This window comes from Amaricoccus sp. (genome assembly GCF_017995835.1).
Lineage (GTDB): Bacteria > Pseudomonadota > Alphaproteobacteria > Rhodobacterales > Rhodobacteraceae > Amaricoccus.
On the sequence record NZ_JAGOID010000024.1, the window covers coordinates 17,474 to 33,449 of the forward strand.

Genomic DNA, 15,976 nt, shown 5'->3' on the forward strand with positions numbered 1-15,976 from the left:
GAATCGATCTGCCCCGCCGGGAGACACACGATGTTGCAGACCGCTCCAGCCGACGTCGTCGACGCCGACTTCCTCAATTCCGAGACCCCGCCGGCGCGCGAGCGTCCCGGCTTCGACCCGACGGAACCCGACCGCTTCATCAACCGCGAGCTGTCCTGGCTGGCCTTCAACTGGCGCGTCATGGCCGAGGCGGAGAACCCGGCGACGCCGCTGCTCGAACGCGTGCGCTTCCTGTCGATCTCGGGCTCGAACCTCGACGAGTTCTATTCCGTCCGCGTCGCCGGCCTGCGTGGCCTCGTCCGCGAGGGCGTCGCGGCGCAGAGCGCCGACCGTCTCTCCGCCGCCGAGCAACTCCACCGCATCGACGCCGACGCCCGGGCGCTGATGCTGCGCCAGCAGGAGTGCTGGGTGACGCTGCGCGAGCTGCTCCGTCGCGAGGGGATCGACATCCTCGGCCCCGCCGACGTCCGCCCCGCCGACGCGCGCATGCTCGAGACCTATTTCTTCGAGCAGGTGTTCCCGATCCTCTCGCCGCTCGCCATCGACCCGGCGCATCCCTTTCCCTTCATCGCCAACGGCGGCTTCGCCATGGGGCTCCAGCTCCGGCGCGAGGAGGACGACGAGGTGCTGGAGGCGCTGCTGCCGGTGCCGAACCAGGTGCCGCGCATGCTCGCCCTCGCAGCGGGGCCGAAGGGCGAGGCGCGCTTCCTGCCGCTCGAGGCGCTGCTGGAGCTGTTCCTCGACCGGCTGTTCCCCGGCTACGTCGTGCTCGGCACCTGCGCCTTCCGGGTTCTGCGCGACAGCGACCTCGAGGTCGAGGAGGAGGCCGAGGATCTCGTGCGCGAGTTCGAGACCGCGCTGAAACGCCGCCGTCGCGGCGGGGTGATCCGCATGAAGATCACCGCCGGCGCGCCCGCCGACCTGCGCCGGCTGATCGTGCGCTCGCTCGGGGTGGCCGACGACGAGGCGCTCGACGTGCCGGGCATCATCGGCCTCGCCGATCTCGCCGAGCTTTGCCGCCTGCCGCGGCCCGACCTGCTCTGGCGCCCGTTCACCCCCCGCGTGCCCGAGCGCGTGCAGGATTTCGAGGGCGACATCTTCGCGGCGATCCGCCAGAAGGACATGCTGCTGCACCACCCCTACGAGTCCTTCGGCATCGTCGTGGGCTTTCTCCAGCAGGCGGCGCGCGACCCCGACGTGGTGGCGATCAAGCAGACGCTCTACCGCACCTCGCGCGACAGCCCGATCGTCGCCGCGCTCTGCGAGGCGGCCGAGGACGGAAAATCCGTCACCGCGCTGGTGGAGCTGAAGGCCCGCTTCGACGAGGCCGCCAACATCCGCCAGTCCCGCAGGCTGGAGCGCGCCGGCGCGCAGGTCGTCTACGGCTTCATCGACTGGAAGACCCACGCCAAGATCTCGACCGTGGTCCGGCGCGAGAAGGGCGAGCTCGTCACCTATACCCACTTCGGAACCGGCAACTACCATCCCGGCACCGCAGGCATCTACACCGACCTGTCGCTCTTCACCTGCGACAAGGCGCTGGGGCGCGACGCGACCAAGGTGTTCAACTACGTCACCGGCTACGTGAAGCCGATCGCGCTCGAGAACCTCGCCATCTCGCCCCACATGATCAAGCCGCGCATCCTCGCCGGGCTGGAGGCGGAGATCGAGCACGCGCGCGCCGGCCGACCGGCGCAGGTCTGGGTCAAGCTCAACGCCGTCACCGATCCGACGGTGATCGACGCGCTCTATGCCGCGAGCCAGGCCGGGGTGAAGATCGACATGGTGGTGCGCGGCATTTGCTCGCTCCGCGCCGGCGTGAAGGGGCTCTCCGACAACATCCGAGTGAAGTCGATCATCGGGCGGTTCCTGGAGCACAGCCGCATCGTCTGCTTCGGCGCCGGCCACGGCCTGCCGTCGCCGCAGGCGCGGGTCTACATCTCTTCGGCCGACTGGATGGAGCGCAACCTCGATCGCCGCATCGAGACCCTGGTCGAGATCGTCAACCCGACGGTGCACGCCCAGATCATCGACCAGGTCATGGCGGCGAACATGGCGGACCAGGCGCAGAGCTGGGTGGCGCAGGCCGATGGCTCCTACCGCCGCCATACCTCCGAGGAGGGCGCCCGGCTGTTTTCCTGCCACCGCTTCTTCATGGAGAACCCCTCGCTCTCCGGCCGCGGCCGCGCCGGCGCCCGAGACGTGATCGGTCTCGTCCATTCGGAGGGTTAGCCGGCGCCCCCGCGACGGGCCTGCGCCGTTCCTCGGGACACAGGCGGTGGCTGTAGCGTCGGGAGCACACCCGCAACAGAACTGTCGGTGACACGTCAATTTGGCCGGTCTTCGTAGCAAGTCGTTTGTCCGCTGGCGCGTCGAGCGGGATCACGCGGCCAGCTCGGTATCGGCGACCGGCGTGGCGTCGGCCTGGTAGCGGCCGATGCAGCGCGGTCCATGGAACAGGGCCAGGCGGCCGTCGGCGTAACGCCGGACCTGGACCGTGGCCCTGACGTAGTGGGCCCGCAGCCGGCTCGGCGGGATCTGCCCACCTCTTTCGATTGCCCTGCATGCCAGAACCGCTTTCGCTTGCAATCTGCCGCGTGGTGCGCCATCTAGGCCGCGCTACGTTACCTCAATCGCTACTGTCTCCGTCGCAGGCTTCAGTCACCCGATTTTGCTCTGACCGACGCCGGGCTGCCGCATGTCGCGGGCAGCAACCAAGACAGGAGACCTCGCGATGGCCAACGGCACCGTGAAATGGTTCAACGCCACCAAGGGCTTCGGCTTCATTCAGCCGGAGAAGGGCTCGAAGGACGTCTTCGTGCACATCTCGGCGCTCGAGCGCGCCGGCATCAGCCACCTCGATGATGGCCAGAAGGTGACCTTCGACATCGAATCCGGCCGCGACGGCCGCGAGTCGGCGTCGAACCTCGCCCTCGTCAAGTGATCGTCCCGCGTCGGGCGGCGCTTCGCGTCGCCCGGCGCGCCTGCTCGGGCAGGGTGGGTGATCCACGCATACGGTTTCCGTCCGAAGGCTTCGGCGTCAGAGGTTTACGGCGGATCCTTCGATGCACGCTCCATGCACAACGTATGCACAACGCATATGCCAAGCAAAAGAGTCGGAATTGAATCGTTAATGCAGGCGCGAGGCATTCAGGCGGAGGCCGCATGATGCCGGCGGACTCATGAAACGACTCGCGGACCTTTTTGACCTTTGACGTTTTTATCGTGTGTATTCAGGTAGTTATCCTACTATCACGCGTGTTAGCTCGTGTTGCGCCGGGTGGCTTGGTAGACTCGCCGGTATGACCTGCGCCGCGCCGGGATCTCGTGAATGGCCATGGCCGCATCGAGGCCCGCGGCATCGCGGACCGGACCGGCGCCGCAGTCTCCCGGCGACGCCGGACTACGCTACTCCGTGTTCAGCATCAGGTGTTCGTAGGGCGTCCCGGCCCACATCACGTAGGGCCGCTCGGCATCGGCCGCCGCCTCGCGCGGGTAGCCCTTGAGCAGCGACTTCGCCTCGGCCCCGACGATCATCACATGCGGCCCGGTGGCGATCCAGTTGTTGTCCGCCGTCTTTTCGGTAGCGAAGGGATCGGTGTTGCTGACGCCTTCGTCCCCGAGCAGCATGTAGATGAAGCCGAGCTTCTGCGGGGCCTCGCCCTTGCTCATGAGCGCATGCATGAACTCGACGCCGCCGGCGTCGGCGCACATCGGGTTCGTCCCCGGCTTCATGCAGGTCCAGCCGTTGGACCCCTCCCGCACCGTCTTCATGCCCTCGGCCGTCACCTGCACGAGGGTGGCGTTCTGGAGGATCGACGCCGGCGCGACGCCCTTCAGCGTCGCGAGGATGTCCTCGGCGGAGGCGTCCTGCGAGAAGCCTGCCGTTCCGGCAAGCATCGACGTCCCGACGATCGCAAGCACAAGGGTGGGCTTCATGGTAAGGTCCTTCGATGTGAGGTCCTCGCCACCGCGGCCGCGCTCCCGCGCGAAGGCGGCAGCCGCGACAGTCTACGCTCATCCCCCCGGCTTTGGTAGGCGTGCAGGAGCTTTTGCCACGGCGCGGCGGGCCGCTTCCGCGCCGCGCTGTCAGGCTGACCGGGCGAGCCGCAGAAACCCCTCGACGAAGTCGGGCGTCGCGTCCTCGGCCCGGCGGCCGACATGGATGCTCTTGCCGATCCCCTCGGGCCCGAGGCGCAGCGAGCGGATCGGCAGGCTGGCCCGGTATTCCGCGATCAGCCAGTCCGGCAGCGCGGTCACGCCCCGGCCCGCCGCCACCATCTGCAACATGATGTCGGTGGTCTCGATCACCTTCACCGCCCGCGGCAGGCAGCCCGCCGGGACCAGGAACCGGGTGTAGATGTCGAGCCGCTCGGGCGACACCGGATAGGTGATGAGCACCTCGCCCGTCAGGTCGCCCGGCGCCGCGACCTCGCCGGCGAGCGCGTGGTCGCTGCTCACGGCGAGGCGCATCTCGTAGTCGAAGACCGGCTCGTAGGCGAGGCCGGGACGCTTCACCGGATCTGGCGTGATCAGGATGTCGATCTCGTGCGCGAGCAGGGCGCCGACGCCGCCGAACTGGAACGCCTGCCGCACGTCGACGTCGACCTGCGGCCAGTCGCGCAGATAGGGCTCGACCACCCGCAGCAGCCAACGGTAGCACGGGTGGCATTCCATCCCGATGCGCAGCATCCCGCGCTGTCCGCGCGCGAAATCGGCGAGCGTGGCCTCGGCCTGCTCGAGCTGCGGCAGGACCCGCTGCGCCAGGCCGATCAGGTGCCGCCCCGCCTGTGTCGGCCGCAGCCCGCGCCCCTCCTTCTTCCAGAGAGCCACGCCGGCCTGCGCCTCCAGCCGCCGGATCGCATGGCTCAGCGCCGACTGGGTCAGGTGCAGCGCATCGGCCGCCGCGGTGACGCTGCCGAGCCGGTCGGTCTCGCGCAGGATCGCGAGGTGCTGGCGCTCGATCATCGCATGAACCTCCGTCATTGCGGGAAGCCCCGCGCCGTGCCGTCAGTGCTGCGTCGACGGGTGCGACTGACGCCGCGCGTCCCGGTCAGCCCACGTGCCGCAGCGTGTCGAAGAGGCGGGGATCGTAGCTCGTCTGCCGGAAGGTCTCGCCCCGGGTCAGGATCGACACCGCGTCGTGGCTGTGCAGCGATTCCTGGTGGCTCGCGATCACCCGGAAGTCGCCGACCCGGGGCTCGGCCTCCAGCTCGGCGCAGAGGAGCCGCACGGCGTCCTCGACGAAGACCGGGTTCGCGCCGTTCAGCTCGGCGAAGGCCTGCTCGTCCTCGCGTTTGACCATCACCTGCGTCTCGGTCGGGATCGCCCGGTTGCAGAGCGCCACCAGATCCTCGAACCACAGCCGCCCGGCGCCGACCAGCTCCACCGAGACCCGCGCCACGGAGCGTTGCGCGTGGGGGGTGGCGAGCTGCCCGCGCGTCTCGCGGGCATGCTCGGCCAGTTCCAGCGAGCAGGGACAGGTCGAGGAATAGACGTAGTCGAGATGCACGATCCGCTGCGCGCGCCCGCGTTCGCGGATCATCTCCAGCGCCACGTCGTAGTACTGCCAGCCCTCCAGCCCGCTGCGCAGCGACCGGCGCAGCATCGGATAGCGCAGGCGCATCTGCAAACGCGCGTCGAAGCTGCCGAGGTCGGTCTCGTAGCTGTCGAGGACGGCGCCGATCACGTCGAAGGAGAACGAGGTTTCGGCGTGCTTGTAGAAGGAGCGGATGATCCGGCTCATGTTGATGCCGCGCTTGTTCGCCTCGAGCGACACCGAGCCGGTCACCGCGGTCTCCAGCGTCAGTTCGCCCCCCTCGCGGGCGTGGAAGCGCACCGGCAGGCGGAAATTGGCGATGCCGACATGCTGGATCTCGGCCCGTGCGCCGCGGATGCCGCTCGCCGGGCCGTTCTGGAGGTCGGGCAGGGTGGCGACATAGGCCGCGTCGGCCGCGAACCCGTCCGGGTAGTCGCGCGAAAGCGCCGTGGTCGCCGGCTGGGGCGGACGGGTCTCGATCGTCATGGTCTCGGCCTCTCCTCGCCCGGCCTCGGCATGGCGGGCCTCAGGAAGAAGGCGCCTCACAGCGCCGCGTCAAGTCCCCGGCGCACGTCGGCGACCAGATCGGCCGGGTCCTCGAGCCCGACGGAGACGCGCACCAGCCCGTCGGAGATGCCGAGCCCGGCGCGCTGCTCCGGCGTCAGCCGCTGGTGCGTCGTCGTCGCCGGGTGGGTGACGAGCGACTTCGCGTCGCCGAGGTTGTTGGAGATCAGCACGATCCTGAGCGCGTTCAGGAAGCGGAACGCCGCCGGCTTGCCGCCCCCGAGGTCGAGAGCGAGCATCGTGCCCCCCGTCTCCATCTGCCGCGCCGAGAGCGCGTGCTGCGGATGGTCGGGGCGCCCCGGATAGATGAGCCGCGCCAGCGCCGGATGCCCGGCCGCCGCCTCGGCGATCGCGGCCGCGGCGGCGGCCTGCGCCCGCACGCGCAGGTCGAGAGTCTCCAGCCCCTTCAGCAGCACCCAGGCGTTGAACGGGCTCAGCGCGCCGCCGGTGTGCTTCATGAACGGCTCCAGCACGCCACGGATGAAGTCGCGCCGCCCGAGCACGACGCCGCCGAGGCAGCGCCCCTGGCCGTCGATGTGCTTGGTCGCGGAGTAGATCACCACGTCCGCCCCGAGATCGAGGCTGCGTTGCAGGACCGGCGTCGCGAAGACGTTGTCGGCGACGACGAGCGCGCCCTGCGCATGGGCGAGCGCGGCCACGCCGGCGATGTCGATCACCTCGAGCGTCGGATTGGAGATCGACTCGAGGAAGACGAGCTTGGTGTCGGGCCGGATCGCCGCCTGCCACTGCGCGAGATCGGCACCGTTGACGAAGCTCACCTCGACGCCGAAGCGCGGCAGCAGGTTCTCGACGATGTAGAGGCACGAGCCGAAGAGCGCGCGCGCCGAGACGATGTGGTCGCCCGCCTTCAGCGCGGCGAAGAGCGCGCCGTGGACGGCGGCCATGCCGCTTGCGGTGGCGAAGGCGTCCTCGGCGCCTTCGATGGCGGCGATGCGCTCCTCGAACATCCGCACCGTCGGGTTGCCGTAGCGGGCATAGATGAACTCGTCCTCGCCCGACTTGATGAACCGCGCCTCCGCCGCTTCCGCCGAGGGGTAGACGAAGCTCTGGGTGAGGAAGATCGCCTCGGAGGTCTCGGCGAAGCCGCTGCGCTTGACGCCGGCGTGAACCATCTGGGTCCTCGGGCTCCAGCCCTCGCTCATGCCCTTCTCGTCGCGCACGGCGCTTGCCCTCCGACCGGCGTTTCGCTCAGGCGGCGGCCATACGCCCGGGCGCGCCGCCGGTCAATGCGTCGGCACGTCGAGCACGTCGGAGACGGCCTTGACGCGGGCGGGGCGCGCGCGCAGCGTGCGGCGCGCGCCCGTGCGGGCGGCGGGGACTCGGGACCGGAATGGTCGATTTCAGGCCGGTCGGCCACATCCTGGGATGGCTCCTCGCGGCGCTCGGGGCGTCGATGGCGATCCCGCTCGCGATCGACCTCGCCGATCGGAACGGCAACGCGCCGGCCTTCGCGCTGTCCATGGCGCTGACGACGACGCTCGGCGTCCTGCTCGCCGTCGCCTGCTCAGAGCGCCGCCCCCGTGACCTCGACCTGCGTCAGGGCGTGCTGCTGACCGTCGGCGCCTGGGCCGCCTTCACCGGGTTCGCCACCCTGCCGCTGATGCTCGGCGAGCCCGACATCAGCTTTGTCGACGCGCTGTTCGAGACCACCTCGGCGATGACCACCACCGGCGCCACGGTGATCGTCGGCCTCGACGACCTGCCGCGCGGCGTTCTCGCCTGGCGCAGCCTCGTCACCTGGATCGGCGGCATCGGGGTCGTGCTCCTCGCCATCATCCTCCTGCCGGTGCTCGGGGTCGGGGGGATGCAGCTCCTGCGCAGTTCGGACTTCAACACGCTCGGCAAGGTCATGCCCAAGGCCAAGGAGATCGCGCTCTCGTTCAGCGCCGTCTACCTCGCGCTCACGCTCGCCTGCACGCTCGGCTATGTCTGGGGCGGCCTCTCCGAGTTCGACGCGCTCACCCACGCCATGAGCACGATCGCCACCGGCGGCATGGGCAACTACGACGCCTCGTTCATCAACTTCAGCGCGACGACGCAGTACGTGGGCGCGGTCTTCATGCTGCTCGGCGGCATGTCCTTCGTCCGCTTCGTCCAGCTCGGCGCCGGCGACCCGAAGCCGCTGTTCCAGGACAGCCAGATCCGCGCCTTCCTCGCGATCTACCTCGTCCTCTGCCTCGGGCTCCTCGTCGCGCGGATCGAGAACGGCGACCGCATCGACGAGCCCGCGCTCCGCGCGATCCTCTTCAACATGTCCTCGATCATCACCACGACCGGCTTCGTCAGCGCCGACTACATCCAGTGGGGTCCGCTCGCCGACACGCTGTTCTTCTGCGCCATGATGGTCTGCGGCTGCACCGGCTCGACCGCGGGCGGGCCGAAGGTCTTCCGATACCAGCTGCTCGCCGCCGCCGTCGCCGTCGAGATCGGCCGGCTCTACAGCCCGAGCGCGGTGCACCTGCCGCGCCTCCAGGGCCGCGCCGTCACCGCGCAGGCCATGAACTCGGTGGTCGGCTTCTTCATGCTGTTCTTCCTGACGCTCGGCATCGGCGCCGTGCTCCTCGTCCTGCTCGGCCTCGACCCGGTCACGGCGATCTCCGGCGCGGCCGCGACCCTCTCCAATGTCGGGCCCGGCCTCGGTCCGGTCATCGGGCCGGTCGGCAACTACGCCAGCCTCTCCGACCCCGCGATTCTCGTCCTCACCTTCCTGATGCTCGTGGGGCGGCTCGAACTCCTGCTCGTCTATGTGCTGTTCACCGCCGCGTTCTGGCGCGCCTGACGTCCGCCGACCTCGGGCGGTCTCCGCCTTGACAGGCTGCGGGCCCGGGCGGCACCGTCGTGCGGGCCGCGCAGGGAGCCCGGGCCGCGCATGATCGACTTCAGACCGGTCGGCTACATCCTCGGGCGGCTCCTCGCGCTCTTCGGCGCGTCGATGGCGCTGCCGATGGTCGTGGATCTCACCCACGGCAACGGCAACGCGCATGCCTTCGCCATCTCGATGACGGTCACGGTCACGGTCGGCTGCCTCGTCGGCATCGCCTGCTCCGAGCGACGGCGGCGCGACCTCGACCTGCGCCAGGGCTTCCTGCTCACCGTGGCGACATGGATGTCCTTCACGGCGTTCGCGGCCCTGCCATTCCTCCTCGGCGCGCCGCATCTCGGCCTGACCGACGCCATCTTCGAGAGCACTTCGGCCATGACCGCGACGGGCGCGACCGTCATCGCCGGTCTCGACAGCCTCCCGCACGGGGTCCTGCTGTGGCGCTGCCTCGTCACCTGGATCGGCGGGATCGGCGTCGTGCTTCTCGCCATCATCATGCTCCCCGTCCTCGGGATCGGCGGCATGCAGCTCCTGCGCAACTCCGACTTCAACACGCTCGGCAAGGTCATGCCCAAGGCGAAGGAGATCGCCTTCTCGATCGCCTCGGTCTACCTGACGCTGACGCTCGCCTGCGCGCTCGGCTATGTCTGGGGCGGGCTCTCCGGGTTCGACGCCCTCACCCACGCCATGAGCACGGTCGCCACCGGGGGCATGGCGAACCACGATTCATCGTTCATCGGCTTCAGTCCCGCGGCGCAGTACGTCGCCATCGTGTTCATGCTGCTCGGGGGGATGTCCTTCGTGCGCTTCGTCCAGCTCGGGGCCGGCGACCCGCGCCCCTTGCTGCGCGACAGCCAGATCCACGCATTCCTCGCCATCTACCTCACGCTCTGCCTCGGGCTGGTCCTCGCCCGTATCGACAATGGCGAGCGGATCGACGAGACGGCGCTGCGCGAGATCCTGTTCTCCATGGCCTCGGTCATCACCACGACCGGCTTCGCCAACGCCGACTACGGCGCCTGGGGCCCGCTCGCGACCACGCTGTTCTTCTGCGCGATGATGGTCTGCGGCTGCTCGGGCTCGACCTCGGGCGGGCCGAAGGTGTTCCGCTACCAGCTCCTCACCTCGGCCGTCGCGGTCGAGGTCCACCGGCTCTACAGCCCGACGGCCGTGACCCTGCCGCGCTACGAGGGCAGGACGATCACGCCCGAGGTGATGAACTCGGTCATGGCCTTCTTCATGCTGTTCTTTCTCACCCTCGGGATCGGCGCCATCGCGCTCGTGCTGCTCGGGCTCGATCCGGTCACGGCCATCTCCGGCTCGGCGGCGGCGCTGACCAATGTCGGCCCGGGCTTCGGGCCGCATATCGGCCCGGTCGGCAACTATGCCGTCCTCTCCGATGAGGCGATCTGGGTGACGATCATCCTGATGTTCGTCGGCCGGCTCGAGCTTCTGACCGTCTATGTCCTCTTCACCGCGACCTACTGGCGTGGCTGATCACTCCTGCCGCCGCACGTCGAGGTGCGCGTCGAAGAAGGCAAGCGCCGCGTCCCCGATGTGCTCGTGCAGCGCGGCGCGATCGACGCCGGGGGCGTCGATGCAGGCATCGGGGTAGTTGTCCCGACCGATCTGGTCGCATTCGTTGCCGAAGATCTCGTGCCCGACGGGTCCGGGCAGGATGTCGAGCACCGCGTCGGGAATGTGCTCGGCGGCGAAGGCGGCGTTCTCCGCCGGCGGCGTCGTGGTGTCGCCCTCGCCGACGACGATGTAGGCGGGGATCGCCATGCGCCCGAGCCCGGCCGCGTCCATCCCGAACCCCTGCACGTCGCCGGGGGCCATGGCGAAGGCGGCCTTCACCCGAACGTCGCGTACGCCAAGCGCCGGGCCGGCGTCGAGGTCCATCGCGGCGCGCAGCCGGGGCGGCACCACGAACATCGCCTTCCAGCGGCGCTGGAAGGCGAGGAACGTCTCGGGATCGACCTCGGCCCCGCCGATCCAGAGCGCGGTGAAGCCGCCCTGCGAATGGCCCGCCACCCCGATCCTGTCCGGGTCGATGCGCGGCCCCCACGCCGCGTCCCCGAGCAGGTGGGTGATGTCGAGCCCGATGTCGCGCGGCCGCTGCCAGATGCGGTTGCGCACATAGAGCGCGCTCGAGTCATAGGTATTGGCGCTGTAGTGATAGACCATCGCGACGATATAGCCCCGCGCCGCGAGATGCGCGCCGAACCAGGCGTAGCCGGCGCCGTTGCCGCCGGCGCCGTGCGAGAACACGACGAGCGGGTGGCGCAAACCGTCGTCCGCCGGAGCGGCGTCGGCGTAGAGGGCGAGGTTGGTCGAGAGAAAGACCCTGGCGGGCGCGGCGTCCGGCTCCGGGGCGGCGGGATAGATCAACAGCGCGTCGAGCGACCGGCCGTCGCCGGGATCCTGATACTCGACCCACGTCATGCCGACCGGATAGGACGCGGCCGGCAGGATATCCGTCGCCGCGGCCACGGCCGGCCAGGCCAGGAGGGCGCAGGCGAGGAGCGACAGTTTCCGCATCATGTCACCGTCTCCAGATAGGGTCGCGGGCTCGACCGGGCTGGATTGCCGCGAAGGCTTCCGTCGAGCGCCGCCTCGCCCGCCTCCGCCTTCGGCTTTCCGTTGATCCGGCGAAAAGCCGAGGCAGGTCGATTCGGGGTCTCATCGGGGCCATTCTCTCCCCTGGAGCCGGCTCCCGTCCAGAAGTCGGGAAGCGCCTGAGGGCGCGCATGATCGCGCGAGGCCCCGGCCGCTAGCCGTTGCACATGGCCCCCGGATGGCCCGCGCGCCCGCGCGCTTGGGGCCAAACCGCCGCCGCCACTGGACCCGGAGGCCGGGACGTCATATCTGCCACGGGGCTGGATGAAGGACCGCCGCTCGTGGCTACCCCGCGCTTCGAAGCGATCGCCGACGACTTCGCCTTCCTCGACGACTGGGAGGACCGGTACCGCTACGTCATCGAACTCGGCCGCGCCATGGCCCCGCTCGACGAGGCGCTGCGCGGGCCGGCGACCAAGGTCGAGGGCTGTGCGAGCCAGGTCTGGCTGGCGCCGACGACGACGGGCGAGGGGGCGGCCGCCCGTTTCGACTTCGTCGGCGATTCCGACGCGCTGATCGTCCGCGGCCTGATCGCGGTCCTGCACGCGCTCTATGCGGGGCTTGACCCCAAAGGCGTTCTCGCGGTGGATGCCCCGATGGAGCTCGGCCGGCTCGGCCTGGACCAGCACCTGTCGTCGCAGCGCTCGAACGGCCTCAGGGCGATGGTGAACCGGATCCGCGCGCTGGCGGCGGCGATGCATCCGGCCTGACCGGAGGAGGGATGACCGATGGCGAACCCGCTGGAAAAGCTGCTCGGCGAGCGCGACTGGCTGCTGGCGGACGGCGCCACGGGCACCAACCTCTTCAACATGGGCCTCGAGGCCGGCGAGGCGCCGGAGTTCTGGAACGAGACCGAGCCGGACAGGATCCGCGCGCTCTACAAGGGCGCGGCCGATGCGGGCTCGGACATCTTCCTCACCAACAGCTTCGGCGGCAACGCCAGCCGGCTGAAGCTTCATGACGCCCAGGGCCGGGCGTTCGAGCTCAATCGCATCGCCGCGGAACTGGGCCGCGAGGTCGCCGACGCCGCGGGCCGGACCGTCGTCGTCGCGGGCTCGATGGGCCCGACCGGTGAGATCATGGCCCCGCTCGGGCCGCTCACCGTCGAGGACGCGGCCCAGATGTTCGAAGAGCAGGCGCGCGGCCTGCTCGCCGGGGGCGCAGATGTGCTCTGGGTCGAGACCATCTCCGCGCCGGAAGAGTTCGAGGCCGCCGCCCTCGGCATCTCCCGCGCCGGCGCGGCCTGGTGCGGCACGATGAGCTTCGACACCGCCGGCCGCACCATGATGGGCGTCACCTCGGCGGCCATGGTGGGCCTCGTCGACGGCCTGCCCAACCCGCCGCTCGCCTTCGGCGCCAATTGCGGCGTGGGCGCCTCGGATCTGCTGCGCACCGTCCTCGGCTTCACGGCGCAGCATCCGCGTCTGCCCGTCGTCGCCAAGGGCAACGCCGGCATCCCGAAGTTCCACGACGGCCACATCCACTACGATGGCACGCCGGAGTTGATGGCAGACTACGCCATCCTCGCCCGCGACTGCGGCGCGACCATCATCGGCGGCTGCTGCGGCACGACGCCGGCGCATCTCGTCGCCATGCGCGCGGCGCTGGAGGCGACCCCCCGCGGCCCGCGGCCCGACCTCGCCGAGATCGAGCGCCGGCTGGGCGGGTTCTCGTCCGCATCCGATGGCGTTGATGGCGGCGTGGACGGCGGCGGCGAGGCCGGCGGCGGCGCCCCGCGCGAGCGCCGGCGCCGGCGGGGTTGAGGCAGGGCGTCGCGGCCCTGATGACCGACTGGCTCGGCGTTCCCGGCGCGCTCTCGCTCGGCTTCGATGCGCTCTTGTTCGATCCGGAGGCGTTCCGGCGCGTCGCCGCTCCCGACGGTCCGCGCGGCGCGGCCTTCGCCATGGTGTTCCTCGCCGGCGTCTCGCAGGCGACCGGCCATGCGCTGACGCTGTTTCTCAACCATGTCCGGCCGGGCCGCTTCGTGCTGAGCCTCGCGCTCCAGGGCGCGATCTATGTCGCCGGCGCGCTGATGACGGTGGCGCTGGCGCTGATGCTCGACGTGGCGGCCTTCGGGCGCGACCTCGCCTTCGTGCCGACCGCCTCGGTGGTGGCGCTGGCGCATTCGCCGCTGATCTTCGGCCTGCTGACGCTCGCGCCCTATCTCGGCGAGCAGCTCGACCGGGCGCTCGATGTCTGGGTGCTGCTGCTCACCCTGTTCGGCCTGCACCACGGGCTGGGGCTGCCCTTCGCCGACGCGGCCTTCTTCGCCTTCGCCGGCTGGGCCTCGATGCGAATCCTCGCGCTCGCGCTCGGCCGCCCGCTCGGCGTCGTCCTGCGCGCGCTGGAGCGGGCTGCGGCCGGCGAGCCGCTGACGCTGACGTCGGACGAGCTTGTCGACGACCTGCGGCGCCGCGCGCGGGCCGATCGCGACGCGTTCGCGCGCGAAGGACGCGAGCGCGACGGAGCCGATCGCGGGGAGGCGCCGTGACCGAGGCGTTCGTCTGGCTCTTCGTCGTCGGCGGGCTGGCGCTGACGCTCTCGCTTGCGCTCGCGCCGATCGAGTCGCTCGGCTGGTGGGCGGGCTGGCTCGCCCCCGGCCCGGAGGAGGACGCTGCGGCGGCTCCGGCGGCGGCGCCCGCCACGGCGCCGGCGCCGCCGCCGGACTGCTTCGTGGTGTTCCTGTCCGGGATCGGCGCCATCTCCGGCGACGCGCTCCTGCCGCACGAGACGGCGTTCCTCGACCGGCTGCAAGCCGAGCTTCCCGAGGCGCGCATCGTGCGCGACGTCTTTCCCTATGCGCCCTCCGGCCGCGAGCTTCTTACCGGGCAGAGGGTCTTCACCTGGTTCTGGCTGCGGGTGCGCGAGTGGCGGCTGAACGGCACGCGGCTGCTGCCGGACATCCTCAACCTGCGCAACCTCTTCCAGGTCCTCGTCTCGGCCGATGACCGCTATGGCCCGCTCTACGGCTTCGGCATCGCCGGGATCGTGCGAGAACGGCTCGCGGCGGCCGGCTACGAGCCGCGCCGCCCCGTGCAGGTTGTGCTCCTCGGGTCGAGCGGCGGCGGCCAGATCTCGGTCGGCGCGGCGACCTACCTCGCCGACGCGCTGGGCGAGCCGCCGGCGATCGTGACGATCGGCGGCGTCATGTGCTCGGACCGGGGCATCGAGGCGGCGTCCTGGCTGGTCTCGCTCTTCGGATCGGGCGACCGGGTCTATGCGCTCGGCCGGATCGCGTTCCCGGGGCGCTGGCCGGTCGCGGGCAGCTCGTTCTGGAACGAGGCCCGCCGCGACGGCCGGCTGGTCGAGCGCGAGATCGGCGCGATGTCGCATTCCGGGCCGGGTGGCTACCTCGACGCTGCGCCGCGCCAAGGCGGGCGACCCTGGCTCGACGTGACCGTCGCGGCGGTCGCCGCGGCGATTCGCGATGGTCTCGCCAGACCGCGACCGGAGCGCGGCGCCTGACCGCCGTCGCGCCTCCCGGCGCCGGCCCGGTCGATGGCGAGGCGACTGCGGAAGCAAGCGGCGCCGGCAACCGGAGCGAGGGCTCGCGACAGGGGTTCCGCTCGCCGCGAAATGCTCTTATCTGGTGGAAATGAGGCCGAAGACCAAGCCCCTCGCGTTCTCCGTCCACCTGCTGACTGGCTCGGGCGCCGCGCTGGCGTTGATGGCGCTGGTCGCCGCGACCAAGGGCGAATGGCGGCTGATGTTCGGCTGGCTGGGGATCGCGCTGATCGTCGACGGGATCGACGGGCCGCTGGCGCGCAAGGTCGACACCAAGAAGAACGCCTCGAACTGGGACGGAACGATCCTCGATCTGGTGATCGACTATCTGACCTATGTGTTCATTCCGGCCTATGCGCTCATCTACACGGGTCTGCTGCCCTGGCATCTCGGCCTAGTGGCGGCGCTCGTCATCGCGCTGACCGGGGCCATGTACTTCGCCGACGTGCGGATGAAGGCGGACGACAACTGCTTCGTTGGCTTCCCGGCCGTGTGGCAGATGCCGCTCCTCGTCTTTCTGGTCTTCGACCCACCGGTCTGGGCGACGCTCGCCATCATCGCGGTTCTGGCGCTGGCGCAGTACACCTGGCTCAAGTTCATCCACCCGATGCGCACGGCGCGGTGGCGTCCGCTGAACCTGACGGTGACGATCCTGTGGGTCATTCTCGCCGGCTGGTCGGTCTGGGACGTGTTCGAGCCGCCCGGGCCGGTGAAGGTGGGGCTCCTCGTCACCTCGCTGTGGCTCCTGCTCGTCGGCATCGTGATGCAGGCGATTCCCGAGCGCCCCCGCACGTCCGTCAACGCGGAATAGGCGCGAAAGCCACTTGCCCGGGCGAGGCGGGGCAAGCGGCGGAAAAGGCGTGATTCTATCTGGCTGGAACGCGGCTGGAACCGGGCTGGAATCAGGG

The 15,976-nt window shown here is 70.2% G+C and carries 14 protein-coding genes; 9 read left to right on the plus strand and 5 right to left on the minus strand.

All coding sequences use genetic code 11. The annotated features are described in order from the left end of the window. Positions 1 to 30: 30 nt before the first annotated feature. A complete protein-coding gene (locus KBA23_RS06035) occupies positions 31 to 2,232 on the plus strand; it encodes an RNA degradosome polyphosphate kinase (protein ID WP_290737974.1) in 2,202 nt (733 codons plus the stop codon). Between the two features lie 502 nt (positions 2,233 to 2,734). Further along, the gene (locus KBA23_RS06040) at positions 2,735 to 2,944 is read left to right on the plus strand and encodes a cold-shock protein (RefSeq protein WP_290737976.1); all 210 of its coding nucleotides are present in this window, start codon (positions 2,735 to 2,737) and stop codon (positions 2,942 to 2,944) included. A gap of 464 nt (positions 2,945 to 3,408) precedes the next feature. On the opposite strand, the gene KBA23_RS06045 is transcribed toward KBA23_RS06040, so the two are convergent. The 4 genes from KBA23_RS06045 to metZ form a co-directional block, all read right to left on the minus strand. Next, entirely contained in the window at positions 3,409 to 3,939 is a 531-nt protein-coding gene (locus KBA23_RS06045) for a hypothetical protein (protein WP_290737979.1), read from the minus strand. Positions 3,940 to 4,089: 150 nt separating this feature from the next. Next, positions 4,090 to 4,968 (minus strand): LysR family transcriptional regulator, encoded by an 879-nt coding sequence (locus KBA23_RS06050; RefSeq protein ID WP_290737982.1) that lies wholly within the window; start codon positions 4,966 to 4,968, stop codon positions 4,090 to 4,092. Positions 4,969 to 5,053: 85 nt separating this feature from the next. Beyond that, positions 5,054 to 6,025 (minus strand): GTP cyclohydrolase FolE2, encoded by a 972-nt coding sequence (folE2, locus tag KBA23_RS06055; RefSeq protein ID WP_290737986.1) that lies wholly within the window; start codon positions 6,023 to 6,025, stop codon positions 5,054 to 5,056. Between the two features lie 56 nt (positions 6,026 to 6,081). Continuing rightward, positions 6,082 to 7,266: an O-succinylhomoserine sulfhydrylase gene (metZ, locus tag KBA23_RS06060; protein WP_290738013.1), complete on the minus strand. Its 1,185-nt coding sequence runs from the start codon at positions 7,264 to 7,266 to the stop codon at positions 6,082 to 6,084. 188 nt (positions 7,267 to 7,454) lie between these two features. Between metZ and KBA23_RS06065 the strand changes: the two genes are divergently transcribed. After that, positions 7,455 to 8,903 (plus strand): TrkH family potassium uptake protein, encoded by a 1,449-nt coding sequence (locus KBA23_RS06065; RefSeq protein WP_290737989.1) that lies wholly within the window; start codon positions 7,455 to 7,457, stop codon positions 8,901 to 8,903. 90 nt (positions 8,904 to 8,993) lie between these two features. After that, positions 8,994 to 10,442, plus strand: a complete 1,449-nt coding sequence (locus tag KBA23_RS06070; protein WP_290737992.1) for a TrkH family potassium uptake protein — start codon at positions 8,994 to 8,996, stop codon at positions 10,440 to 10,442. On the opposite strand, the gene KBA23_RS06075 is transcribed toward KBA23_RS06070, so the two are convergent. Continuing rightward, positions 10,443 to 11,489 carry a hypothetical protein gene (locus KBA23_RS06075; RefSeq protein WP_290737995.1) on the minus strand — a complete coding sequence of 349 codons (1,047 nt, stop codon included), beginning with the start codon at positions 11,487 to 11,489 and terminating at the stop codon, positions 10,443 to 10,445. It abuts the gene before it with no gap. Positions 11,490 to 11,845: 356 nt separating this feature from the next. Here KBA23_RS06075 and KBA23_RS06080 point away from each other — a divergent pair, with 356 nt between their 5' ends. From KBA23_RS06080 to KBA23_RS06100, 5 genes are all read left to right on the plus strand, one after another. Further along, the gene (locus KBA23_RS06080) at positions 11,846 to 12,274 is read left to right on the plus strand and encodes a SufE family protein (protein WP_290737998.1); all 429 of its coding nucleotides are present in this window, start codon (positions 11,846 to 11,848) and stop codon (positions 12,272 to 12,274) included. An 18-nt stretch (positions 12,275 to 12,292) separates the two neighbouring features. After that, complete coding sequence (gene bmt / locus KBA23_RS06085) at positions 12,293 to 13,327, plus strand: betaine--homocysteine S-methyltransferase (RefSeq protein ID WP_290738001.1); 1,035 nt, start codon at positions 12,293 to 12,295, stop codon at positions 13,325 to 13,327. Between the two features lie 20 nt (positions 13,328 to 13,347). Beyond that, positions 13,348 to 14,055, plus strand: coding sequence for a hypothetical protein (locus tag KBA23_RS06090; protein ID WP_290738004.1), 708 nt, complete (start codon positions 13,348 to 13,350; stop codon positions 14,053 to 14,055). Beyond that, a complete protein-coding gene (locus KBA23_RS06095) occupies positions 14,052 to 15,029 on the plus strand; it encodes a hypothetical protein (protein WP_290738007.1) in 978 nt (325 codons plus the stop codon). The genes KBA23_RS06090 and KBA23_RS06095 overlap by 4 nt, the downstream gene beginning before the upstream one ends. Before the next feature lie 130 nt (positions 15,030 to 15,159). Continuing rightward, the gene (locus tag KBA23_RS06100) at positions 15,160 to 15,879 is read left to right on the plus strand and encodes a CDP-alcohol phosphatidyltransferase family protein (protein ID WP_290738010.1); all 720 of its coding nucleotides are present in this window, start codon (positions 15,160 to 15,162) and stop codon (positions 15,877 to 15,879) included. Positions 15,880 to 15,976: the final 97 nt, after the last annotated feature.